Annotated in this window: 21 protein-coding genes; 16 read left to right on the plus strand and 5 right to left on the minus strand. The window is 68.3% G+C overall.

Annotation, left to right across the window (positions count from 1 at the left end; genetic code table 11):
- Positions 1–11: 11 nt before the first annotated feature.
- The 10 genes from D9601_RS04070 (at position 12) to D9601_RS04115 (ending at position 13,267) form a co-directional block, all read left to right on the plus strand.
- A complete protein-coding gene (locus tag D9601_RS04070) occupies positions 12–1,523 on the plus strand; it encodes an XrtA system polysaccharide chain length determinant (RefSeq protein WP_198352620.1) in 1,512 nt (503 codons plus the stop codon).
- A gap of 6 nt (positions 1,524–1,529) precedes the next feature.
- A complete protein-coding gene (locus tag D9601_RS04075) occupies positions 1,530–2,543 on the plus strand; it encodes an AAA family ATPase (protein ID WP_198352621.1) in 1,014 nt (337 codons plus the stop codon).
- Positions 2,540–4,144 (plus strand): hypothetical protein, encoded by a 1,605-nt coding sequence (locus tag D9601_RS04080; RefSeq protein WP_332837890.1) that lies wholly within the window; start codon positions 2,540–2,542, stop codon positions 4,142–4,144. Before D9601_RS04075 ends, D9601_RS04080 begins: the two co-directional genes overlap by 4 nt.
- 12 nt (positions 4,145–4,156) lie before the next feature.
- Complete coding sequence (locus D9601_RS04085) at positions 4,157–5,407, plus strand: ExeA family protein (RefSeq protein WP_198352622.1); 1,251 nt, start codon at positions 4,157–4,159, stop codon at positions 5,405–5,407.
- Positions 5,397–6,242, plus strand: a complete 846-nt coding sequence (locus tag D9601_RS04090; RefSeq protein ID WP_198352623.1) for an XrtA system polysaccharide deacetylase — start codon at positions 5,397–5,399, stop codon at positions 6,240–6,242. The genes D9601_RS04085 and D9601_RS04090 overlap by 11 nt, the downstream gene beginning before the upstream one ends.
- A complete protein-coding gene (locus D9601_RS04095) occupies positions 6,239–7,273 on the plus strand; it encodes a FemAB family XrtA/PEP-CTERM system-associated protein (protein ID WP_198352624.1) in 1,035 nt (344 codons plus the stop codon). Before D9601_RS04090 ends, D9601_RS04095 begins: the two co-directional genes overlap by 4 nt.
- A complete protein-coding gene (locus D9601_RS04100) occupies positions 7,249–8,460 on the plus strand; it encodes a TIGR03087 family PEP-CTERM/XrtA system glycosyltransferase (protein WP_232473807.1) in 1,212 nt (403 codons plus the stop codon). Before D9601_RS04095 ends, D9601_RS04100 begins: the two co-directional genes overlap by 25 nt.
- Complete coding sequence (gene xrtA / locus D9601_RS04105; RefSeq protein ID WP_198352625.1) at positions 8,457–9,983, plus strand: exosortase A; 1,527 nt, start codon at positions 8,457–8,459, stop codon at positions 9,981–9,983. Before D9601_RS04100 ends, xrtA begins: the two co-directional genes overlap by 4 nt.
- 2 nt (positions 9,984–9,985) lie before the next feature.
- A complete protein-coding gene (locus D9601_RS04110; RefSeq protein ID WP_198352626.1) occupies positions 9,986–11,872 on the plus strand; it encodes an XrtA/PEP-CTERM system amidotransferase in 1,887 nt (628 codons plus the stop codon).
- An 84-nt stretch (positions 11,873–11,956) separates the two neighbouring features.
- Positions 11,957–13,267 (plus strand): methyl-accepting chemotaxis protein, encoded by a 1,311-nt coding sequence (locus D9601_RS04115; protein WP_198352627.1) that lies wholly within the window; start codon positions 11,957–11,959, stop codon positions 13,265–13,267.
- Here the strand turns inward: D9601_RS04115 and D9601_RS04120 are convergent, their stop codons facing one another.
- The 4 genes from D9601_RS04120 to D9601_RS04135 all read right to left on the minus strand — a co-directional run bounded on the left by D9601_RS04120 (position 13,268) and on the right by D9601_RS04135 (position 16,889).
- Positions 13,268–13,693: an MAPEG family protein gene (locus D9601_RS04120; protein WP_198352628.1), complete on the minus strand. Its 426-nt coding sequence runs from the start codon at positions 13,691–13,693 to the stop codon at positions 13,268–13,270.
- A 23-nt stretch (positions 13,694–13,716) separates the two neighbouring features.
- Complete coding sequence (locus D9601_RS04125; RefSeq protein ID WP_198352629.1) at positions 13,717–14,289, minus strand: NMCC_0638 family (lipo)protein; 573 nt, start codon at positions 14,287–14,289, stop codon at positions 13,717–13,719.
- A 155-nt stretch (positions 14,290–14,444) separates the two neighbouring features.
- Entirely contained in the window at positions 14,445–15,527 is a 1,083-nt protein-coding gene (locus D9601_RS04130) for a 1,9-bis(guanidino)-5-aza-nonane synthase (protein ID WP_198352630.1), read from the minus strand.
- A gap of 114 nt (positions 15,528–15,641) precedes the next feature.
- The gene (locus D9601_RS04135; protein WP_198352631.1) at positions 15,642–16,889 is read right to left on the minus strand and encodes a type III PLP-dependent enzyme; all 1,248 of its coding nucleotides are present in this window, start codon (positions 16,887–16,889) and stop codon (positions 15,642–15,644) included.
- A 173-nt stretch (positions 16,890–17,062) separates the two neighbouring features.
- On the opposite strand from D9601_RS04135, the gene D9601_RS04140 reads away from it, so the two are divergent.
- From D9601_RS04140 to D9601_RS04150, 3 genes are all read left to right on the plus strand, one after another.
- Positions 17,063–18,040, plus strand: coding sequence for a threonine ammonia-lyase (locus D9601_RS04140; protein ID WP_332837891.1), 978 nt, complete (start codon positions 17,063–17,065; stop codon positions 18,038–18,040).
- Positions 18,037–18,216, plus strand: a complete 180-nt coding sequence (locus D9601_RS04145) for a hypothetical protein (protein ID WP_198352633.1) — start codon at positions 18,037–18,039, stop codon at positions 18,214–18,216. Before D9601_RS04140 ends, D9601_RS04145 begins: the two co-directional genes overlap by 4 nt.
- Positions 18,217–18,911: 695 nt before the next feature.
- The gene (locus D9601_RS04150) at positions 18,912–19,310 is read left to right on the plus strand and encodes a hypothetical protein (protein WP_198352634.1); all 399 of its coding nucleotides are present in this window, start codon (positions 18,912–18,914) and stop codon (positions 19,308–19,310) included.
- Positions 19,311–19,408: 98 nt separating this feature from the next.
- On the opposite strand, the gene D9601_RS04155 is transcribed toward D9601_RS04150, so the two are convergent.
- Positions 19,409–20,065 carry an alpha/beta hydrolase gene (locus tag D9601_RS04155; RefSeq protein WP_198352635.1) on the minus strand — a complete coding sequence of 219 codons (657 nt, stop codon included), beginning with the start codon at positions 20,063–20,065 and terminating at the stop codon, positions 19,409–19,411.
- A gap of 102 nt (positions 20,066–20,167) precedes the next feature.
- Between D9601_RS04155 and D9601_RS04160 the strand changes: the two genes are divergently transcribed.
- Genes D9601_RS04160 through D9601_RS04170 form a run of 3 tightly spaced genes read left to right on the plus strand, consistent with a single transcriptional unit; the run spans position 20,168 to position 22,622 of the window.
- Positions 20,168–21,244 (plus strand): cysteine desulfurase family protein, encoded by a 1,077-nt coding sequence (locus D9601_RS04160; protein ID WP_269769643.1) that lies wholly within the window; start codon positions 20,168–20,170, stop codon positions 21,242–21,244.
- Positions 21,241–22,317: a cysteine desulfurase family protein gene (locus tag D9601_RS04165; protein ID WP_198352636.1), complete on the plus strand. Its 1,077-nt coding sequence runs from the start codon at positions 21,241–21,243 to the stop codon at positions 22,315–22,317. Before D9601_RS04160 ends, D9601_RS04165 begins: the two co-directional genes overlap by 4 nt.
- A complete protein-coding gene (locus D9601_RS04170) occupies positions 22,314–22,622 on the plus strand; it encodes a 2Fe-2S iron-sulfur cluster-binding protein (RefSeq protein WP_198352637.1) in 309 nt (102 codons plus the stop codon). Before D9601_RS04165 ends, D9601_RS04170 begins: the two co-directional genes overlap by 4 nt.
- Positions 22,623–22,696 lie beyond the last annotated feature (74 nt).

Genomic DNA, 22,696 nt, shown 5'->3' on the forward strand with positions numbered 1-22,696 from the left:
CCGGGGCGGGGATGAACGGCATCTACGACGAGGCGCGCCTGGCGCTGCATGCGATCTGGACGCGACGCTGGCTGGCGCTGGCCGTCGCCTGGGGCGTGTGCGTGCTCGGCTGGTTCTTCGTCAGCCAGATGCCAAGCCGCTACGAATCGCGGGCCCGCGTCTTCGTACAGATGCAATCGATCCTGCCGCCGACGATGGACGCGCCGGCGGCGCAGGCGCAGCAGGACGTCGACACCGTTCGGCAGACGCTGATCTCCGCGGTCAATCTGGAGAAGGTGGTGCGCGGCACCGACCTCGCCAACACCGTGTCGAGCGATCGCGACGTCGCCGACCGGGTCGCCGGCCTCGCCTCCGCGATCAAGGTCGAGAGCCAGCAGAACAACCTCTTCCAGATCACCACCACCGCCTCCAGCCCGAAGTTGGCGAAGGCGATCACGCAGAAGCTGATCGACATCTTCGTCGAACAAAATCTCGGCCGGGACCGCAGCCAGACCAGCCAGAGCCTCAGCTTCCTCAACAAGCAGCTCGACCAGTTGCAGGGCCAGCTGACCGACGCAGAAGCCAAGCGCGCCGACTTCCAGAACCGGTATCTGGGCTCGCTGCCCGGCACCGGCACGGTCAGCGATCGGATCGGCGCTGCGCGCAGTCAGATGGCGCAGGTCGACAGTGACCTCGCCGCGGCGCAGTCCAGCCTCGCCGCCGTGCAGGGGCAGATGGCCGGCACCGCCCAGACCATTCCCGGCGTCGGCGGCGTCACCGGCGGTCCGGCCCGAGCGGCGCTTGCCGCGATTCAGGGCCAGCTCGCCGACGCCCGTGCGCGTGGCTATACCGATCAGCATCCCGACGTCATCGCGCTCAAGCGCCAGCTCGCCTCGGCGCAGGCCGCGGCGCGCGGCGAACCGGCCGGCGCGGCGGGCGGCGGCACGCCCAATCCGCTCTATTTGTCGCTGCAATCGATGGTTGCGGACAAGCAGTCGACGGTCGCCTCGCTGCGGATGCGCAAGGCGCAATTGCAGAGCGATCTCGATCAGCTCAACGCCAAGCTGGCCGGCGATCCGGAGGTGGCGGCGCAGCAGGGCCAGATCGATCGCGACTATCAGGTGCTGAAGGACCAGTACGACCAGCTGCTCGCGCAGCGTCAGCAGATCGCGATGCGCGGCCAGGCGCAAACGCAGACCGACAGCGTCAAATTCTCCGTCATCGATCCGCCGACCATGCCGCGGACGCCGACCGCGCCCAATCGCATGCTGCTGCTCACTGGCGTGCTGATCGCGGGTCTTGCCGCCGGCATCGGCGCGGCGTTCCTGATGGGGCAGCTGCGCGCGACCTTCGCGACCTCGGCCCAGCTCGAGAAGGCGACCGGGATGAGCGTCATCGGATCGATCGGCGAGGTGGTGACCCGCGCCCAGTCGGACTTGCGGGCGAAACGACTGAAGCTGTTTCTCGGCGGCACGGCGGGCCTGGGCGGCGCCTTCGTTCTGCTGCTCTGTGTCGAAGTCTTGCAACGCGGCATGGCGGCCTGATCCCTTATGGCGACACCCACTCCCAACCCGTCCTCGCGGTCCAGCTCGCTGCTCGAGCGGGCGGCGCAGGTCTACGACTTCGGGTCCCACCTTCGCGCGCGGCAGCCGCTCGGGGTGGAGACACCCGGCGCGGCCTCTGCGTTGCCGGTCCAGCCGCTGCCGGTCGAGCCCGCGATGGTCGAAGACCTCAATTCGCCGACGCTGTTGGCCATCCCGGAGGAACTGCGTGCCCCGGTCGGGCACGAGCTGCCCGACGATTTCTACGATACGCCCGAACTCTCCGATATTGCGGCGATCGACCGCGGCCTGCTGGCCGAGGCGGGGATGATCGTGCCCGGTGCCCCGGTCGGTCCGCTCGCCGAAGAGTTCCGGCTGATAAAGCGACAGCTGCTGATCACGCGCGAGCGCATCGCCCGCGATGGCCAGCCGGACAAGGCACGAACGGTGCTGGTCTGCTCGGCGCGTCCCGGTGACGGCAAGACGTTCAGCGCGATCAATCTGGCGCTGTCGATGGCGGCGGAGCGCGATACCGAGGTGTTGCTGGTCGATGCCGATTTCGCCAAGCCCGACGTGCTGGCGCAACTCGGGCTGGCCGAGACGCCGGGCCTGCTCGACGCCCTGGCGGACGGCGACCTCGACGTCGAACAGCTTGTGATCCGCACCGATGTCGGCGGCCTGTCGATCCTGCCGGCGGGTACGCGCACCGCGACGGACACGGAGCTGCTGGCCTCCAATCGGACGCGTGCGGTGATCGCCCGGCTGCTGGAGGCCAATCCACGCCGCATCGTCGTGTTCGATTCGCCGCCGGCGCTCGCCGCCTCGCCCGCCGCGGTGCTGGCGATGCTGGTCGGCCAGGTCATGCTGGTGGTCCGCGCCGACCACACGCCTGAAAGCGAACTGAAGCAGGCGGTGCAGCGGCTCGACGCCTGCGACCATATCGCGCTCGTCCTCAACGCCATGTCCTTCGTACCCGGCGCGCAGCGCTTCGGCACCTATTACGGCCAGGAGATCGGCAAGTGATCCGCCTCCTTCTGCTTGGCAGCGTCGCGTCGCTCGCGGTCGCGGGGAGCGCCGAGGCACAACAGCGCGGCCGCGTCGCGGTCACCCCCTATATCGAGATCGGCCAGGTGCTCGTCTCGGACCTCACCAACGACGATACGCTGACCTATTCCAGCCTTGCCGCCGGCGTCGATGTCGCCTCGACTGGTCAGCGGGTCGCCGGACAATTGTCGTATCGCTACGAACGCCGCTTTTCCTGGGACAAGAATGTCGGCGACGACGATGTCCACTACGGCCTTGCTCGTGTCTCCGCGCAGCTTGCCCGCGGCCTAAGCCTGGAGGCGGGAGGCTTGGCGACGCGGGCGCGCTCCGATATTCGCGGCGCCGCACCCGGCGTGATCACCGTCAACGACGTCAACGTCAGCCAGATCTACGCCGTTTATGGTGGCCCCAGCTACGCGACCCACGCCGGCCCGGCGAGCGTCGTCGCCAGCTATATGGCAGGCTATACCAAGGTGAAGGTGCCGACCTACACGGGCATTCCGGGGGGCTCGCCGCGGCTCGACTATTATGACGATAGTTTCGGACAGGTCGCGGGCATCGCGGTGGCGGTGAAGCCCGGCGATGTCGCTCCGATCGGCGCGACTTTGAGCGGCGGCTGGCAGCGCGAGGATGCAGGCCAGCTGGACGCGCGTTACGACTCCTGGCGGGTGCGCGGCGACGTGCTGGCGCCGGTTTCGCCCTATGTCGCGCTGACTGCGGGTGTCGGTTACGAGAAGATCGAGACGAGCGAGCGGTCGCCCCTGTTCACCTCACCCGGCGCCCCGGCGCTGGACGGGGCCGGCCGCTACGTCACCGACGAGCGCTCGCCGCGACGCATCGCCTATCGCACCGATGGCGTATATTATGACGCTGGTGTCGTGTGGCGGCCAAACCGTCGCCTGTCGGCGGAAGCGCATGTCGGCAAGCGTTACGGTTCCGTCAGCTACACCGGCCTGATGACCTATCAGGCGTCGGAACATGTCGGCTTCGCCGCCGACGTCTACGATTCGGTGACGACCTTCGGTCAGCAGCTGCGCACCGGTCTATCCAACCTGCCGACCAGCTTCATCTCCGCCCGCGACGCCTATACGCAGCAATATAACGGCTGCATCTTCTCGACCCGCGGGTCGACGCCGGGCGGCTGCCTGAACGACGTCTTCCAGTCGATCACCACCGCCAGCTATCGCGCCCGCGGCATCGATGCGGTGCTGTCCGCGACCCGCGGCCGATCGACGTGGGGCGGCGGCGTCGGCTTTGCCAATCGCAAGCTGTATGATCCCGACACGGTGCAGGGCGTGACCCTCTATGGGGTCGAGGATCAGAGCGTCTACGGCCAGCTGTTCTGGAACCGCACGCTGACTGCGGTGTCGAACATCGACGCCAACGTCTTTGTCAATTATTACGAGCCGGGCGCGGTCCGCAACGCCGGCGTCTGGTCCTATGGCGCGACGACCAGCTACGGTCGCAGCTTCGGCCGGATCACCACCAGCGCAACGGCAGGGCTCTATGCCTTCGATCTGCCGGCGCTGGACACCCAATGGTCCGCGCAGGCGCAGGTCGCCGCGCGCTATTCGTTCTGATCGGGGGCAGGCATGTACGAGGAACATTTCGGCCTGACGGGGCGCCCCTTCCAGCTGACGCCGGATGCGCGCTTCTGGTATGAGACGGCGACGCATCGCAAGGCGATGGCCTATCTGGGTTACGGGTTGACGCAGGGCGAGGGGTTCATCGTGGTCACCGGCGATGTCGGTGCCGGCAAGACCACCCTGGTCGGTCATCTGACCGAGCAGCTCGACCGCGCAGCGCTGAATGTCGTGACGATCGTGTCGACCGCGATCCAGGCGGACGACCTGCTGCGTATCGTCGCCGGCGGGCTGGGCGTCGATCCGGCCGGACTCACCAAGGCCCAGCTGCTGACCGCGATCGAGCGCGGCCTGCATGCGGTGGCCCGCTCCGGCCGCCGCACGTTGCTGATCGTCGACGAGGTGCAGGCGCTGCCGGTGGAGTCGATCGAAGAACTGCGCATGCTGTCGAACTTCCAGGCGGGCGGCCATGCTTTGCTGCAGATCCTGCTGCTCGGCCAGCCGGAGTTCCGCGACCGGCTGCACGGTTCGGCGCGGCTCGAACAGTTGCGCCAGCGGGTCATCGCGATCCACCATCTCGATCCGATGGAGCCCGGCGAAGTCGCCGATTACATAGCGCACCGCCTGTCGCTGGTCGGTTGGCAGGGGCGGCCGGATTTCACCGAGGATGCCTTCGACGCGCTGTACCAGGGATCGGGCGGCGTGCCCCGCCGGCTCAACCTGCTCGCCGGGCGGGTGATGCTGCAGGCGGCGATCGAGGATCTGACGCTGATCGATGCCGGGGTGGTGGGCAACGTGCTGCGCGACCTCCACGCCGATCTGCCGATCTTGGCGCCGGAAGCGGCGGAGCCGCCGGCCGTTGGCGTGGATAACGACAGCTTTGACGACACGGCGGTACCGCGCGCGACGCGCACCGAGCCGGACATGGCCAAGGAGGCGGCTGAGCCGGCGCCGGTTACGCTCGACGATAGCGACGACCGAGTGCGGCGCTTCGTGCCGCGCACCCCGCGCTGGCTGGAGATCGACACGGCGGGGCCAGAAGCGGCCGTCGCGCACGTCGAAGCCGGTGTCGATGCCTTGGCTGAGCGTGTTGTCGCACTCGAGGCGCGGATCGAGGAGCAGGAGGCCGCGCTGCGCCGCGTGCTGACCTTGCTGGTCGACTGGGTCGAAAGCGACCGCAGCGACGCGCCATCCGCGACCGCGGTCGCGACCGCCGCCATGCCGATCCGCAATCCGAATGCGTGGGACGATGCGGCCTGATCGCGTCCTCAACGGCCTGTCGGTCGACGTCGAGGAATGGTTCCAGGTCGGCGCCTTCGAACGAGTCATCGACAAGGCGAACTGGGACAGCCTCGGCTCGCGCGTCGAGGCGAACACCGGCGCGGTGCTCGATCTGTTCGCGGCAGCGGGCGTGCAGGCGACCTTCTTCACCCTGGGCTGGGTTGCGGAACGCCATCCGCGGCTGATCCGGCGCATCGTCGCGGCGGGGCATGAAATCGCCAGTCATGGCTGGGATCATCGCCGCGTGTTCACCATGGATGCGGCGACCTTCCGGGACGATCTCGCCCGCGCCAGGGTCGCGCTGGAGGATGCGGCTGGCGCGGCGGTGACCGGCTATCGCGCGCCAAGCTTCTCGATCGATCAGCGCACCCCTTGGGCACATGCCGAACTGGCGGCGGCGGGCTATCGTTATTCGTCCAGCGTCGCGCCGGTGCGTCATGATCATTACGGCTGGCGGGATGCACCGCGCTTCGCCTTTCGGCCGATTGCCGGCAGCGACCTGATCGAATTGCCGGTGACGGTGGCGAGCATCGGCGGCCGCCATCTGGCGACGGGCGGCGGCTTTTTCCGGATGCTGCCTGCCGCCCTGACCGATTTCGCGGTGCGCCAGGTCAATGCCGAGCGTCAGCCCGCGGTCTTCTATTTCCATCCATGGGAGGTCGATCCCGACCAGCCGCGGGTGCGGAACGCGCCGTTGCGCTCGCGGGTGCGCCATTATTCACGGCTGGCGGCAATGGCGGGCAAGCTCGACGGCCTGATCGCGCGGCACCGCTGGGGGCGCGTCGATGCGGTGGTGGCACAGGTGGCGGTGTGACGGTTGCGCCCGCCGTCCGGGTGGTCGATCTGCGCGACGGCCGCGAAGCGGCACGGATTGACGCCTTCGTACGCGAATCAGCCGGGGCGACGCCCTTCCACTTGAGCGGCTGGAGCCGGGCGGTGGCGGACGGCACCGGACAGCGTGCCCATTATCTGGTCGCGGAAAGCGTCGGTGGCACGCCGATCGGCGTGCTGCCGTTGACGGCCATGCGGTCGCCGTTGTTCGGCAAGGCGCTGGTGTCGGCGGCGTTCGCCGTCGACGGGGGCGTGCTGGGCGGGGGTGGCGAGGCATTGGCGGCGGCGGCATGGGCGCTGGCAGGCCGGCTCGGCTGTCCTTCGGTGGAGCTGCGTGGCGGTGTTCTGCCTGAAGGATGGGCGGTCGATGCGACCAGCTACCTCGGCTTCGTGCGCGATCTCGCGCCGGACGACGATACGCAACTGCTCGCCATTCCACGCAAGCAACGGGCAGAAGTGCGCAAGAGTCTCGACGCCGACCTTACAGTTACCACGGGTTTCGCGACCGGCGATCTGGCGGACCAATATCGCGTCTATGCGGAATCGGTGCGTAACCTCGGTACGCCGGTCTTTCCCGCGCGGCTGTTCCGCGCCGTCGCCGCGGCGCTCGACAGCGACGTCCTGACGGTTCGCCACCGCGGCACGCCGATCGCCAGTGTCCTCAGCCTGTACTTCAACGGAACCGTCTATCCCTATTGGGGTGGCGGGACCGCGGCAGCGCGGACGCTGCGCGCCAACGACCGGATGTACTATGCACTGATGCAACACGCCCGCGAGCGCGGCTGCACGCGCTTCGACTTCGGCCGTTCGAAGACGGGAACCGGGGCGGCGGCGTTCAAGAAGAATTGGGGCTTCGAACCCGTGCCGCGCCTCTATGCCACCCGACAGGAAGGTGCGGCGCGCGAGGTCAATCCGCTCAACCCCAAATATGCGCTGATGGTGCGCAGCTGGAAGCGGCTGCCCTTGCCCGTCGCCAATCTGATCGGCCCATGGATCGCGCGCGGTCTGGGGTGATGGACATCCTGTTCCTGGCGCATCGCGTACCGTTCCCGCCCGATCGCGGCGACAAGATCCGCAGCTATCACATCCTGCGCCATCTCGTCGCCCGCGCGCGGGTCCATCTGGTCGCCTTCACCGAAGACGATAGGGATACTGAACTGCCCGCCGATCTGGCGGCGATGCTCGCCAGCGCGACGATCGTGCGGCGCCGCAAGGCGCGCGCGTTAGCCGCGGTGGAAGCGCTGGCGACCGGCCGCCCGGTGTCGCTCGCCGCCTTCGCCAGCGGGGCGATGCGTCGCGCGGTGAGGCGTGTGTTGGCGGCCAACCCGATCACGCGTGTCTACTGCTTCTCCGGCCAGATGGCGCAATATCTCGACACCCGTACGGCGCCGATGGCGGTGATGGATTTCGTCGACGTGGATTCGGCGAAGTTCGCCGGATACGCCGGACAGGGCTCCCCGCCGATGCGCTGGCTGATGCGGCGCGAAACCCGCGTCCTCGGTAGGTTCGAACGCTCCATGTCTGCTCGCGTCGACGCCAGCCTGTTCGTCAGCGAAGCGGAGGCGGCGCTCTTTCGGCAGGGCGGGGGGCGCGGTGCCGTGCATGTCGTCGAGAACGGTATCGACGCTGCGCATTTCGATCCGTCTGATGTCGAGCCGATCGACGGCCCTGGTCCAACGATCGTCTTCACCGGGCAGATGGACTATCCCCCCAACGTCGAGGCGGCCGTCTGGTTCGCCGAGGCGATCATGCCGATCATCCGCCGCAGCCAGCCCCAAGCCCGGTTCGCGATCGTCGGTCGGCAGCCGACCGCCGCCGTCCGTGGCCTGGCCGGCGAGGGGGTGATCGTCACCGGCGCGGTTGATGACGTCCGTCCGTGGCTGGCGGCGGCGGCGGTCTGCGTCGCGCCGCTCAGGCTGGCACGCGGCATCCAGAACAAGGTGCTGGAGGCGATGGCAATGGCACGGCCCGTCGTCGCCAGTGCGGCCGCCGCCGAGGGCATCGACCATCTCGGCACGATTCGCGTCGCCGATACGACGGAGGATCATGCCGCGGCGGTACTGGCATTGATCGCGGACAGGGATGATGCATCGGCGCTGGGGCGGCTCGCCCGCATGCAGGTTATGGCGCGCTATGCCTGGCCGGCGCGGCTGCAGCCACTGGATACCCTGCTCGGCCTAGATGTGCGGGCGGCGGCATGACGATCGCGATGACCGTCGCGCCGAAGCCCGCGGTGAGCCCTTGGCGGCGGCAGTCGCTGGCGCTGGTGCTGGCCAGTGCGGCGATGCTGCTGGTATTCCGTGCCGACGTCGTCCGACTCGTCACGATCTGGTGGACCAGTACCACCTTCGGCCACTGCCTATTCATCGGACCGGTCATCGCCTGGCTGGTATGGCAGCGGCGCGGCGAGCTGAGCGCGCTGCTCCCGGTCGCCTGGTGGCCCGGCCTGACGGTCGTCGCCATTGGTGGGCTCTGCTGGGCGCTTGGCGAGGCGGGCGGGGTGAGCTTCGCCCGCCAATTGGGCGTGATCGTCATGCTGCAGGGCGCCTGCGTCACCCTGTTCGGCCCGCAGGTCACGCGTGGGCTGCTGTTCCCGCTGGGCTATGCGCTGTTCCTCGTCCCGTTCGGCGAGGAATTGGAACCGCCGTTGCAGCAAGTGACAGTAGCGATGGTGATGCCCCTGCTGCACCTGTTCGGGGTGCCGGCGAGCTCGAACGGCGTACTGATCCATGCCGGTCGCTACTGGTTCGAGGTGGCGGAGGCGTGTTCGGGCGCTAAATTCGTGATCGCAATGATCGCTTTCGCCGCTTTGGTTGCCAACGTCTGCTTCAGCCGCTGGCGGCGGCGGGCGATCTTCCTTGCGGTCAGCCTGGTTGTACCGGTGCTCGCCAACGGCGTCCGCGCCTTCGCCACCATCTATGCCGCGCATCTGACCGACGTCGAAACGGCGACCGGATTCGACCATATCGTCTATGGCTGGCTGTTCTTCGGGCTCATCATGGCGGCGGTGCTGGCGATCGGCTGGCGCTGGTTCGACCGGGCTCCCGACGCGCCCGCGTTCGATCCCGCGCATCTGCCGACGCCGCGTGGCGGCATCATCGCGACGCCGATCGCGGTGCTGCTGGTCGTCGCGGCGGCAGCGGTCTGGCCGGTGTGGACCGCCGCCACCGCTCGGCCGGCGCCGTTGCCGGCAAGGGTCGACCTGCCCAAGCTCAGCGGCTGGCAACGCGCTCCGCTGAGCCGGACTGCGCCGTGGCAGCCTTATTATCCCGGTGCCGACCATTATCTGTTCGGACGCTATGCGCGGGGTGCCGCCGCGGTCGATCTCGCTGTCGCAGTGTTCGGATCGCAGGGCGAGGGGCACAAGATCGGCGCCTTCGGCACCGGCGTGCTGCGCGAGGAGGATCGCTGGATCCGGGTCGGCGACACCGCGCCGATCGCCGAGGGCGCGGTGATGCGGATTACGGCGCCCGGTTCCCGCCGACGCACGGTGGAGCGGCTCGTCGCGACGTGGTACGTCGTCGGCGACACGATAATGGCGGACGAGCGGCGGGTGAAGTTTCAGACGATGAAGGCGCGGCTGTTCGGTGGCTCGCCGCGCGCGGTGGCGGTCCATCTGTCGGCGGAGATCACACCCGGTCGCGATGCGCGCGCCGACATCGCGGCCCTGGCCGCGGCGATCGGCCCGATGGATGCCTTTGCCGACCGCATCGCAGGCCTTTAGCCATGTGCGGGATCGCCGGTATCTTTCATCCCGGCACGCCAAAGCCGGTCGATCCGGGCCGCATCCGGGCGATGATCGCGACACTGAGCCATCGCGGCCCCGATGGCGACGGCGTCTGGACCGCTGCCGGTGTCGGCCTGGGCCACCGCCGCCTGTCGATCATCGATCTCGAGGGTTCGCCCCAGCCGATGCACGACGGCGCCTTGAGCGTCACCTACAATGGCGAAATCTACAATTTCGCCGAGCTGCGCGCAGAGCTCGCCGCGCGCGGGGCGCGCTTCCGCACCGTCGGCGATACCGAGGTGCTACTGCATGGCTGGCGCGCCTGGGGCGCCGGGCTGCTCGACCGGCTGAACGGTATGTTTGCCTTCGCGCTGCATGACGCGGAGGCTGGAGCGCTCGTCTTGGCGCGGGACCGGCTAGGTGTGAAGCCGCTCCATTACGTCGAACTGGCCGACGGCAGCATCGCCTTCGCCTCCGAACTCAAGGCTCTGCTCGCGCATCCTCTGCTGCGGCGCGCGCCGGATCTGACCGCGGTCGAGGACTATCTCGCCTACGGTTACGTGCCCGACGATGCCTGTATGGTCGCCGGCGTGCGCAAGCTGCCGGCAGGCCATCTGATGGTCCTGCGCCGCGGCTATGCCGTGCCGCGTCCGACCCAATGGTGGGACGTCAGCTTCGCAAACCGCGCCACCGGTTCGGCACGGCAAATGCAGGGGGAGCTGCTCGACCGGATGCGCGACGGCGTGCGCAGCCGGATGGTGGCGGATGTGCCGCTCGGCGCCTTCCTCTCGGGTGGGGTCGACAGTTCGGCGGTCGTCGCCTTGATGGCGGAGACGAGCGCGCGGGCAGTCAAGACGTGTACCATCGGCTTTGAGGAGGCCGGCCATGACGAACGCAGTCATGCCGCCGCGATCGCGCGGCGTTTCGCGACCGATCACCATGCCCAGGTTGTCGGCGCGGACGACGTCGCGCTGATCGACACCTTGGTCCAGCATTTCGACGAACCCTTCGCTGACGCCAGCGCGCTTGCCACCTATCAGGTCTGCGCGCTCGCCAGGCAGCGGGTCACGGTCGCGCTGTCGGGCGACGGCGCGGACGAGGCGTTAGCGGGCTACCGCCGCTACAAGTTCCAGGTGGCGGAAGAGCGGGTGCGCGGCCTGCTGCCGACGATGTGGCGGCAGCGCGGTTTCGGGACGCTCGGCCGCTATTTCCCCAAGGCCGACTGGGCGCCGCGCCCGCTCCGCGCCAAGACGACGCTGCTCGCGCTCGCAATGGACGGCGGCGAAGCCTATGCGCGTGCGGTCGGCATCACCCCGCCCGAACGCCGCGCCCGGCTGTTCACGGCGGAGGCCCGCCGTGCGCTCGGTGGCCACCGCGCCGAAGACCGCTACGTCGCCGCGATGCGCGACGCCCCGGCGCGCGACGCGCTGGACCGCGCGCAATATGCCGACATCAAGATTTGGCTGCCGGGCGACATACTGACCAAGGTCGATCGGACCAGCATGGCCGTCAGTCTGGAGGCCCGTGAGCCGTTGCTCGACCACCGGCTCGTTTCCTTCGCCGCAACTCTGCCGGCGGCGATGCGTCTGCATCGGGGGCAGGGCAAATGGTTGATGAAGCGCAGTCTGGAACCGTATCTGCCGCACGACATCCTGTATCGGCCCAAGATGGGCTTCGTCACCCCAATTGCCGCCTGGTTCCGCGGGCCGTTGCGGGCAGAGGCCGAGGGGCTGGCGACGTCCCGCTTCCTGACCGAAACTGGCTGGTTCGAGATGGGCGAGGTGCGGCGGCTCGCTGCGGATCATGCGAGCGGCCGGGCGGATCACGGCCGTACCCTGTGGCAGCTGCTGATGCTGGAGCGCAGCGGCCGCCGCCTGTTCGGATAGCGTCACGTCGGGAAACGCTTGGTGTCACATGGCTGTCACCAAACCCTAACTCGCCGTTTACTGTCCGATCCTAGTAGACGCACCATGCTTCTGGACGTGAACCTGATCCGCGATGGTTCGGTGTCGACGCTGTTGCGCGACGGGGCGGCGGACACCTGCTCGCTAAAGCGAACGGCATCCCTGGCGGACGCCATCGCGCTATTCCGCACCTACCCCGATTTGCGCCTGCTCGCCATTGTCGATGCGGAGGAACGCCCGATCGGCGTGGTGCGCGAACTCGACGTGCGCGGCATTCTGTTCAATCCATTCGGTCATGCGCTGATGCAAAATCCCAGCTTCGGCGGCTCGCTGGACGCGCTGATCCGACCCTGTGCCAAGGCCGAGGCGGATCTGCCGCCGGACGCCTTGCTCACCACCTACGCGCGCTCGGGCAGCGAAGCTCTGATATTGACCCGCGCCGGCCGCTTCCATGCGGTCGTCGATGCGGCAGGGTTCGCCCGCTTGGCGGCGGAGCGGGATCGCATCCTCACGGCAGAGCGGAGCGCCCGCGCGGCGCGGCTGGATGAGGCGGGCCGGGCCTTTACCGCCGAAGTGACGGCGCTGACCGCCGAACTGTCGCGGATTGCAGGCGACATCGGCGCGGTGGCGTCGACATTGGTGGCGCGCGCCGGCGCTTCCCGGCAGGATGCCGCGTCCGTCGCGGCGGCTGCAACGCAGACGGTTCACGCATTGGAGGAAATCGCCGAACGCGGGCGCGCGCTGTCCGAAACCCTCGATAACATCGCCGGCAACACCGCCTCCGCGACGACGATCCGCCGCCATGCGCGTGCGGCGATGATGCATGCCGGCGAACGCGTCAGTGCGCTCGGCGCCTCCGCCGTCGCGATCGATGACATGCTCCAATTGATCCAGAGCATCGCCCGACAGACCAATTTGCTGGCGCTCAACGCCGGGATCGAGGCATCGCGGGCGGGGACGCTTGGGCAAGGGTTCGCGGTCGTCGCCAGCGAGGTGAAATCCCTTGCCAACCAAACGACCGTGACCGCACGCGATGTCGGCGGGCGGGTCGACGGCATGCAGGCTCTGCTCGGCGAAGTGATCGCGGGTCACCGCCAGCTCGAACAGGCGATGGAGGCGATTGCGTCGACCGCGCAGCAGATCGAGCTGGCGCTCGATCATCAGGCCGAAGCGACGCGGGTGATCGCCGTCAACGTCTGCGATTCGGTTGAGGCGGGCGGCGACATCGGTGAGCGGACGCAAACGATCAGCGCGCAAGCGGCAGCGGTCGAGGAGGATGCCGCGGCGCTCGAACGCTTGTCGCAGACCTTGGCGGGCTCGACGGCGACGCTGCGCGGGCGGGCGCAGGCATTCGTCGACCTGACTAGCGCGCTCTGATCAGAAGACCGCCAGTGCGGCATGCAGGGTCAGGGCAATCAACATCAGTGTCGACGCCAGGAACAAGCGCAAGCGCCATGCGACGCGATTTACGGTCGCCTGCACCAGGCTGTGGACCACGCGCAGCGCCACATAGGCCCAGGCGATCCAGGCGTTGACGCCTGCACCGGTCCCGGTCAGCGCAATCACCGTGCAGACCGCATAGAATAACGTCGGCTGTTCGGTGAGGTGGTTGTAATTGTGCGCCTTCCATTGCGCCTGTGACGGAAGCGCCCGATCGGCGTCGGCGGCCTTGGTTCCGACCAACGTGTTGAGGTCGATCCCCGCCGCGCGCATGGCCGGCAGCCGCGTGGCAATAGTCCAGACGAGCATCACCAGCGTCCAGGCGATCAGCGCGACCATGGGTGGCAGGATGGGACTGTGCATCACGGGCCTTCCAACGCGACGGGTCAGCGTCGCGGTGCGATTTGGTGGACGAAGCGGAGCGGGGTCGCGGTGGTGCCGGCGGCGAGCTGACTGGGGTCGGCAATCCGCTGGTCGACGACGATCAGATTGTCGCTGTCGCCGTTGGGTAGCGCACGCGTCTGTATCTCGCCGTGGATGTGGATGCCGCCCTGATCCAGCTCGATCGGCGGTTGCGCGCTAAAGCCCCCGGTGCGGGCGACGTAGGACGCGGCGACACGCTGATAGGCCGTGAGATCGGTCGGGCCGGCGGACGGGTGCGCGGCGCGCAACGAGCAGGCGTGGAAGGGCGGCAGTTCGAGCGTCACGGTGAACCTCTCCCCGCCATCGCGCAGCAGCCAGCCGCGACCGGGGTCGTCGCGCAGGATGATCCGCACGTCCGACGCCGACAAGGGCGTCGCCTTTTTAGCCGACATCAGCCTGTCGAGGGCGGCATCATCCGGGAAGGTATGGAGGCAGATTTCGTCGTAGAGCGTGGCCATGCGGGCGACATCGGTCGCGGCCGGCGATGGAGCGGCAGGTGGGATCTGCAGCAGCGCGCCCATCAACAGCGGTATCATGACATCGGCCCCCCTCTGACGCGTGCCGAGTGTGGACCGATAGCACGACGAGGTAAAGGCGGTCGGGCAGCGCCGCCGGTCCGGGTGCGGCACGCTATCCCGGTACGCCGCGCCGATACGAAGAGGGGCGGAAGTCGCCTTCCGCCCCGGTTGAATTACTTGTCGAAGATCGCGCCCCACTTGCGGACGGGGCGGTCCTTCCAGTGGCCACGATGATAAGCGTCCGACGCGAGCAGCGGCATCACGCTGCCCGCCTCGGCGAATACCATCTGCTCGATGCCGGTGTTGACCTTGCCCCAGCTCGCCGCCTCCTGCAGCGTCGACGAGGAGCAGGCGCCGTCGCGGACGTCGGCGACGGTGATCTGAACGGCGTATTTGTGGACCTCGACATCTTCGTGGCCGAGGATCTCGGCGCAGACGACGGTGTCCTGGATGAAGTTCTTCGGCACGCCGCCGCCGATCATCAGCAGGCCGGTGGTGCCGGCCTGGATCTTGATCTCGGTCAACTCGCGGAAGTCGGCGACCGCGTCGATCATCAGATAGGGCTTGCCCGCCTTGGCATTGTCCACCTGATGCTTGACCAGACCGAAGCCGGCCGAGGAGTCGACGAACGCCGGGCAGAAGATCGGCACGTCATGCTCATAGGCGAGCTTGACCAGGCTGTTCTCCTTCTTGCCGTGCTCCGCCAGATACTTGCCCATCGCGCGGATGAACTCGCGGCTCGAATAGGCGCGCGGCTCCAGCTCGTTCGCGATCTTGTTGATCGTGAAGTCGCAGTCCTGCAGCTGCTCCTCGTCGATATAGGTGTCGTAGATGCGGTCGATGTAGAGCGAGCGCAGCGTGTCGTCGTCGGGGATCTCGAGCGCCTGATAATGCTTGTGGCCGAGGCCTTCGAAGAAATCCATGTCGACGATGGTCGCGCCGGTGGCGACGACGACATCGACCATGTTGTTGCGGATCAGCTCCGCATACAGGTCCATGCAGCCGCCCGCCGAGGTCGAGCCGGCGATGACCAGGCAGACGGTGCAATCCTTGTCGGCCAGCATCTCGTTGTAGATCTTCGTCGCGCGGCCGAGGTCGCGGCTGGTGAAGCTCATCTCGCTCATCGCGTCGACGATCGGGCGGGCGTCGAAGCTCTTGATGTCGATATGCTTGACCTGCTTCGACAGGAGCTCGGCCTTGCGGGTGTCGTTGATCGGCGCGTTGGCGCTGGCGGTTTTGGTGAGAGAATCGGTCATGACTGGCCTTTGCCTGTTCCAAGACCCGCCGTCGTTGATGGGGACGCGGAAACCCAAACGGCCCCCTCCCGCCATCAGGCGGGAAGGGGAAGAGGTTGAACTAGAAGGACGTCGTTACAGCTTGACGACGTTCGGCTGAACCGCCGGCTGCTCGCCCGTGTACATCGAGTGCATCGGCTCGTCCGAAACAGTGACCGTCTCGCCGGTGCCGAAGCCGTTGAAGGCGGTGCGCATCGCCGCGCCATAGGCGCCGAGCATACCGACCTCGATGAAGTCGCCGGTGCCGACGTCGGCGGGAAGCGGGAACGGCCCCTCCATCCGGTCGAGGTCGTCGCAGGTCGGGCCCCAGAAGCTGAACGGATGATCGCGCACCGTCGACTGCGGCTCGCGCAGCAGCGCCACCGGATAGGTCCAGCCGATATGCGCGGCATCGAACAGCGAACCGTAGGCGCCGTCGTTGATGTACAGCTCGTTGCCGCGGCGACGCTCGACGCGCACCACGACCGAACTATACTCGGCCGACAAGGCCCGGCCCGGCTCCGCCCACAATTCCGCCGAATAGCTGATCGGCAGGCTTTCGAAGGCGCGGTGGATCGTCTCGAAATAGCGCTCCAGCGGCGGCGGCGTCATGCCCGGATAGACCGACGGGAAGCCGCCACCGACGTCGATCACGTCGACCGTCACCGCCGCCAGCACGATCGCAGCGCGGACGCGCTCTATCGCATTGGCATAGGCTTCCGGCGTCATCGCCTGGCTGCCGACGTGGAAGCAGATGCCGAGCGCGTCCGCCACCTGGCGGGTGCGGATCAGCAGCTCCTTCGCCTCGTCCGGGCCGACGCCGAACTTGGCGCCGAGCGACAGCGCGGAATGCTCCGACGACACGCGCAGCCGCACGCACAGCGTCAGGTCGGTCGCGACCTCGCCGGCGTCGCCGGTGGTGGCGCGGACGATCTTTTCCAGCTCCTCGATCGAGTCGAGGCTGAAGGTGCGGACGCCATGGTCGAAATACGCCTCGCGGATCGCTTCCTCGGCCTTGACCGGGTGCATGAAGCACAGGCCGGCGCCGGGAACGGTGCGCGCCACGAGGCGCACCTCGGCGATCGACGCGACGTCGAAGGTGGTGATGCCGTTGGCGTACAGCGTCCGGATCAACGCCGGATCCGGGTTCGCCTTGACCGCATACATGGCCTTGCCCGGAAACTTCTCCGAAAAGAAGCGGGCGGCCCGTGCCGCGGCGTGCGGACGGATCAGCGTCACCGGTTCGACCGGCTTAGCCTTGGCGATGTCGATGCCGCCTCCGAAAACGGGGGAGCCGGCGGTCGAGAGGGGCGCTAGCCCCAGCGCGCGATGATGCTGGTGCAACTCAAGGGACCTCCAATTGCCTTGCGGCATGACGACGACAAAAGCTGCCTTGCGGTTGGAAGTCCCATGGGGCAGCGGAGGCGCGAGTTAGGGACGATGTTTGCCCGTGTAAAGTAGGTTGGGGCGCGAAAGGACGAAAAGTGACGATTTTGCGACAACCGACACGGGCAGGGGTGCGCGATGCCGCTGAAAAGGTCGCCCGGATTCTTCCGCCGACGCCGTTATTTACGTTTGAAATCAAGGGGATGCGCGTCGCCTTCAAGGCGGAGTCGCTGCAGCCGATCGGCGCGTTCAAAATCCGCGGCGCCTGGCACCGGTTGACCGCCTTGGACGAGGAATCGCGCCGTCGGGGCGTCGTCGCCTTCTCCAGCGGCAATCATGCGCAGGGCATTGCCTGGGCGGCGAAGCGACTCGGCATGCCGGCGACGATCGTCATGCCCGCCGATGCGCCCGCGGCGAAGCTCAACGGCACGCTGGCGCTGGGCGCCGAGGTGGTCCGCTACGACCGGGCGACCGAATCGCGCGAGCGGATCGCGGCACAGCTGGCGGAAGCGCGCGGCGCCACCTTGGTGCCGAGCTTCGACGACCCGTGGATCATCGAAGGCCAGGGCAGCGCCGGCATCGAGGCGGCGGCGCAGATGACGGCGGCGGGGCTCGGCGCGCCGGCGGAGGTCGTCATCCCCTGTGGCGGCGGCGGGCTGGCGGCGGGGATCGCGCTGGCGCTGCCCGAAGCGGCGATCACCGTCGTCGAACCGGAGGGCTGGGACGACATGCGCCGAAGCCTGGAGGCGAGCTGGATCGAACCGGTCGGCCCCAACCCGCCGCCGACCGCCTGCGACTCGCTGCAGACGCAACGCGTTTCGCCGCTGACCTTCGACGTGCTGTCGCGGCGCGACGCGCGCGGCCTGGCGGTCAGCGAGGCGGAGGTGCGGATGGCGCAGCGCTGGGCGGCGGAGCATCTGCGGCTGGTCGTCGAGCCGGGCGGCGCGGTCGCGCTGGCCGCCCTGCTCGCCGGCAAGGTGGCACCGGTGCCGGGGCTACTCGTCATCCTGTCGGGCGGCAACGTCGACATCGACGCCTATGCCCGGGCGATCGCGGCGCCGGCGGCAGCACCGGTCGATCCCGCGCCGGTGCGGGGGCTAGTGGCATGACCGGCCCGCTTGCCACCATCGCTCACGCAGCGCCGGCGATCGCCATGCTCGGCTGTTTCGCCTGTCTGATCGGCGGCGGCGCGCTGTGGGCGCGGGGCCGGGATCGCAAGAAGGCGCTGCTGCTGCTGGTCATGGCGGCGGTGCTGCTGGGCAACGTGCTGATCTGGCAGATGTAGGAAGCGGCGCGACCGCGGCGGCGGTGCGGCCGTGATCGGCAGCCGACGCAGGATGTTCGAGGCGCGTGGTCGGGCGGCCGGGCTGGAAAGTCTCAAAGGTCGCACGAAAGCGCCGTCGCACGGCAGGGATCGGTGCCGCCGAGCGGCGCTGGAACGTCTCGAAGGTCTCAAAGGTCGCACCGAGCGCGTGTGGCCGTACATTCACGACTGAGAAAGAGCGATGGCGGTGCCGGCGCGACCATAGCATGGGGCAGGCTTGTAGGACAGAGTTGATCGGCCGATTCGGTCGCGAACACCGATTAAATTCAGTAAGCTGTTGTGTGTGTTTGTATAATCGCACCGACTGATGAAGTTGTGCGCTGATGTGGGTTCGTCATAAAACACCATGATTCGTCTACAAAACCGTAAACACTGATCCGTTTGCGAAGAGAGGCGAAGTAACACCTGTGCGCCCAAGGCTTTGTCGATTTTGCTTCGCAATGTAGGCAAATGTTGCTGATATGTTCCTGCCTAACAGAAATGGGGCGGCAAGATGGAGACTTCGGCACAGCAGCATCAACGGGCATTTTCGCATTGGCTGAGGACCGGGCGCCTGCAACGCTTCTTCATGTCTGACAGCAAGCCACACTATGTCGCGATCATCAGACCTACGCAGCTTGGCAGGTCGTATATCACTGCCGACCAGAAGGGCTTCGATGAGCTACTACGATTCACCAGATGGCAGATGCGATGGTTTTCCCGCAGATCACCTCAGTGAGGTGGTCGATGACCTTTATGGGATCATCTTGGCGCGGCCTCGTTTTGATCAAGTGTCCGGCTGGCAAGGGATCAGCGTGACGGACGGGGTGTTCGATTGCTTGGTCCGCGGTCTGGACAATGTGCGCGACAAGCTGGGCGACGCCCGGCATGCCGAACTGGTCGCGCTTGCCGGACAGGCCAAGGATCTGTTCAACGCGGATCTCGATGACGAGAACGGCAAGGCGACGCAGGCGCGATGGATCATCCACGACATGATCACGAAAATCGAGGCCGGGCAGGCCGGACGGATCGTCGCCGATTTGCCCGATGTGGACGGGGAGGTGACCGGCGACTGACGCCCTGGTGCGACCGTCGCGGGCCGGCGCGCCGCGCGATCACGCCCGCTGCGATGGAACAACAGCGGGATAGCGCCGCTACCCCGCTGTCGCATTCGTCACCGGATCGGCGAGTTCGGGTCGAGGCGCATGTCGAGATAGCGGTCCACCGACCCCATCAGTTCGGGCATCTCATGCTCGAAGAAGTGGTTCGCCTTGGGGATCACGTCGTGGTGGATGGTGATGTGCTTCTGCGTACGCAGCTTGTCGACCAGCTTCTGCGTCGCGCCGGGCGTCGCCACCTCGTCATTCTCACCCTGGATGATGATGCCCGACGACGGACAGGGGGCGAGGAAGCTGAAGTCGAACATGTTCGCCGGCGGCGCGATCGAGATGAAGCCGCGGATCTCCGGCCGGCGCATCAGCAGCTGCATGCCGATCCAAGCGCCGAAGCCGAAGCCGGCGATCCAGGTGGTCGACGCCTCCGGATGGAAGCTCTGCACCCAGTCGAGCGCGCTCGCCGCGTCGGACAGTTCGCCGACGCCATTGTCGAACACGCCCTGGCTCTTGCCGACGCCGCGGAAGTTGAAGCGCAGCGTGGCGAAGCCGCGGCGCTGGAACGTCTTGTAGAGTTCCTGGACGATGCGGTTGTTCATCGTGCCGCCCGCATTGGGATGCGGGTGGAGGATCATCGCAACGGGCGCGCGCGGGCGGCCAACGGGGGCGAAACGCCCTTCGAGACGCCCCTCGGGGCCGGGAAAGATCACTTCGGGCATGGGGTGGGGGCCTCGCGCCGTATCGGGAAAACACGCTCGGTGGAGCGACGGGAATGGCGCGCTATATAGGCGGCGACGCCCGTCACGCAATTGGAACCGCCCTTGAGCCCGTCCGCCGACCGTATCTATCTGGATCATGCCGCGACCACCCCGATGACCGCGGCGGCGCGCGACGCCTTCGCACGCGGGCTGGCGCTGTGGGCGAATCCGTCGTCGCCGCATGCCGAGGGGCGCGCGGCCCGCGCGGCGCTGGAGGAGGCGCGCGGCGCGATCGGCGCGGCGCATGGCTGGCGCGGTGAGGTGCTGCTGACCAGCGGGGCGAGCGAATCGCTGGGGCTGGCGCTGCGCCGGACGACCGCGGCGCGGCGGATCATCACCGCGGTCGAGCATGATGCGGTGATGCGCGCCGGCGCCGAGGCGGCGGTGGCGCCGGTCGACGCATGCGGGCTGGTCGATGCCGAGGCGCTCGCCGCGATGCTGGCGGCGGACGAGGGGCGCGCGCTGGTCTGCGTGCAATGGGCGAACAGCGAGACGGGGGTGCGCCAGCCGCTCGCCGCCATCGCCCGCATCGTGCACGAGGCGGGCGGCTGGCTGCTCGTCGACGCCGCGCAGATGCCGGCGTCGGCCGAACTCGCCGACCACGCCGATCTGATCGCGCTGTCGGCGCACAAGCGCGGCGGGCCGCCGGGCGTCGGCGCGCTGCTGGTGCGCGACCTTGCCATGCTGGTGCCGAGCGGCGGGCAGGAGCGCGGCTATCGGCCGGGGACCGAGAATCTGCCCGGCGTGCTTGCCTATGCGGCGGCGCTGGCCGAGCCGGAGCCGGATCATGCGCGCCTGCGCGCCCGGCTGGACGATGCGATCCGCCGCTCCGGCGGCGAGATCGTCGCCGACGGCGCGCCGCGCCATCCGGCGATCGGATCGTACCGGCTGCCCGGCGTCGCCGCGACGGTGCAGCTGATCCGGCTCGACGCGGCGGGCTTTGCCGTATCCGCCGGCAGCGCCTGTTCAAGCGGCAGCATGAAGCCGAGCCACGTCCTCGCCGCGATGGGCTGGGACGAGGCGGCGGGGCGCGAGGTGATCCGGGTCAGCTTCGGGCGGACGACCGGCGCGGCGGAGGTGGATGCCTTCATTGCCGCCTGGCGGACGATGGCCAAGGCGACGCGGCGGTTCGCGGCATGATCTACCTCGATTATCAGGCGACGACACCGCTCGCGCCCGAGGCGCTGGCGGCGATGCTGCCGTGGCTGGAGACACAGCACGCCAATCCGCATGCGGCGCATCGTGCCGGGCGACAGGCGAAGGCGGCGGTTGAGGTGGCGCGCGACCGCATCGCCGCGGCGATGCCGGCCGGGGGGGCGCCGAGCTTCACCAGCGGCGCGACCGAGGCGCTGAACTGGGCGATCAAGGGCACGACGGGGCCGATCGTGACGCTGGCCACCGAACATGCCGCGGTGCTCGACACCGTCGCCGCCGAGGCGCGACGGGGGCGGGCGGTAATCGTGTTGCCGGTGGAGCGCGACGGGCTGGTCGACCTCGACCGGACGGCGGCGGCGATCCGGCCCGGCACCGGCCTGGTCGCGGCGATGCTGGTCAACAACGAGATCGGCGTGATCCAGCCGGTCGCGGCGATCGCGGCGCTGGCGCGGGCGGCGGGCGCGGTGATGCTGTGCGACGCGGTGCAGGGCTACGGCCGGGTCGCCTTGCCGGCCGACTGTGATCTGGTGACGGTGTCGGCGCACAAGCTGCACGGCCCGAAAGGCATCGGCGCCTTGTGGATGCGCGACGGCCTGTCCCTCGAGCCGCTGCTGCATGGCGGCGGGCAGGAGCGGGCGGGACGATCGGGAACGCTGTCCCCCGCGCTCTGCGCCGGCTTCGGCGCGGCGGCGACGCTGATCGCGGCGGATGACGCCGATCATGTCGCGCGGCTGTGGGCGCGGGCGGTGGAACGGCTCGACGGCTGGACGATCAACGGTTCGGTGACGCAGCGCTATCGCGGCAATCTTAACGTGCGCCGCGACGGACTGGATGTGGCGCGGTTGATGAGCGAATGCCGCGACGTCGCCTTTTCCGCCGGCTCCGCCTGCGCGAGCGGTTCGGGGCGGCCGAGCCACGTGCTCCGTGCCATCGGGCTGAGCGACGGTGAGGCGCGCTCGAGCATCCGGATCGGCTTCGGCCGCTATACCACGGAGGACGAACTGCTCGCCGGGCTCGACGCGATCGTCGCCGCCGCGGCACGGCAGGGGCTGGCATGATCCGCATCCGCCTCGTCGCCGCCGACGGCAGTGTCCGCGAGGTGCCGGCGACGGACGGCGCGCGCCTGCTCGATGTCGCGCAGGCGGCCGGCGCGCCGTTGGAGGGGACGTGCAACGGCGACATGGCCTGCGCGACCTGCCACGTCGTCGTCGACCCGGCGGACTTCGCGCGGCTGCCGCCGGCGAGCGCGGAGGAAGAGGATCTGCTCGACCTTGTGCCCGACGCACGCGCGACCAGTCGGCTCGCCTGCCAGATCGTGCTCGGGGCGGGGCTGGACGGACTGACGGTGCGCATTCCTGCCTGATCGCCACTGTCAGTCATCCTGACATTTCGACAACGGCGGGTTCAGGACGCGTGCATCGCAGCAGGTGCATCCTC

Origin of the sequence: Sphingomonas sp. MA1305 (assembly GCF_016107325.1) — a bacterium.
In the GTDB taxonomy this organism is placed as follows: Bacteria; Pseudomonadota; Alphaproteobacteria; order Sphingomonadales; family Sphingomonadaceae; genus Sphingomonas.

What these genes read in the sequence shown, in the direction of transcription:
- D9601_RS04070 (WP_198352620.1), top strand. Translation starts at nt 12, where the DNA reads ATGAACGGCATCTACGACGAGGCGCGCCTGGCGCTGCATGCGATCTGG.
- D9601_RS04075 (WP_198352621.1), top strand. Translation starts at nt 1,530, where the DNA reads ATGGCGACACCCACTCCCAACCCGTCCTCGCGGTCCAGCTCGCTGCTC.
- D9601_RS04085 (WP_198352622.1), top strand. Translation starts at nt 4,157, where the DNA reads ATGTACGAGGAACATTTCGGCCTGACGGGGCGCCCCTTCCAGCTGACG.
- D9601_RS04090 (WP_198352623.1), top strand. Translation starts at nt 5,397, where the DNA reads ATGCGGCCTGATCGCGTCCTCAACGGCCTGTCGGTCGACGTCGAGGAA.
- D9601_RS04100 (WP_232473807.1), top strand. Translation starts at nt 7,249, where the DNA reads ATGGATCGCGCGCGGTCTGGGGTGATGGACATCCTGTTCCTGGCGCAT.
- xrtA (WP_198352625.1), top strand. Translation starts at nt 8,457, where the DNA reads ATGACGATCGCGATGACCGTCGCGCCGAAGCCCGCGGTGAGCCCTTGG.
- D9601_RS04110 (WP_198352626.1), top strand. Translation starts at nt 9,986, where the DNA reads ATGTGCGGGATCGCCGGTATCTTTCATCCCGGCACGCCAAAGCCGGTC.
- D9601_RS04115 (WP_198352627.1), top strand. Translation starts at nt 11,957, where the DNA reads ATGCTTCTGGACGTGAACCTGATCCGCGATGGTTCGGTGTCGACGCTG.
- D9601_RS04120 (WP_198352628.1), bottom strand. Translation starts at nt 13,693, where the DNA reads ATGCACAGTCCCATCCTGCCACCCATGGTCGCGCTGATCGCCTGGACG.
- D9601_RS04125 (WP_198352629.1), bottom strand. Translation starts at nt 14,289, where the DNA reads ATGATACCGCTGTTGATGGGCGCGCTGCTGCAGATCCCACCTGCCGCT.
- D9601_RS04130 (WP_198352630.1), bottom strand. Translation starts at nt 15,527, where the DNA reads ATGACCGATTCTCTCACCAAAACCGCCAGCGCCAACGCGCCGATCAAC.
- D9601_RS04145 (WP_198352633.1), top strand. Translation starts at nt 18,037, where the DNA reads ATGACCGGCCCGCTTGCCACCATCGCTCACGCAGCGCCGGCGATCGCC.
- D9601_RS04150 (WP_198352634.1), top strand. Translation starts at nt 18,912, where the DNA reads ATGAGCTACTACGATTCACCAGATGGCAGATGCGATGGTTTTCCCGCA.
- D9601_RS04155 (WP_198352635.1), bottom strand. Translation starts at nt 20,065, where the DNA reads ATGCCCGAAGTGATCTTTCCCGGCCCCGAGGGGCGTCTCGAAGGGCGT.
- D9601_RS04165 (WP_198352636.1), top strand. Translation starts at nt 21,241, where the DNA reads ATGATCTACCTCGATTATCAGGCGACGACACCGCTCGCGCCCGAGGCG.
- D9601_RS04170 (WP_198352637.1), top strand. Translation starts at nt 22,314, where the DNA reads ATGATCCGCATCCGCCTCGTCGCCGCCGACGGCAGTGTCCGCGAGGTG.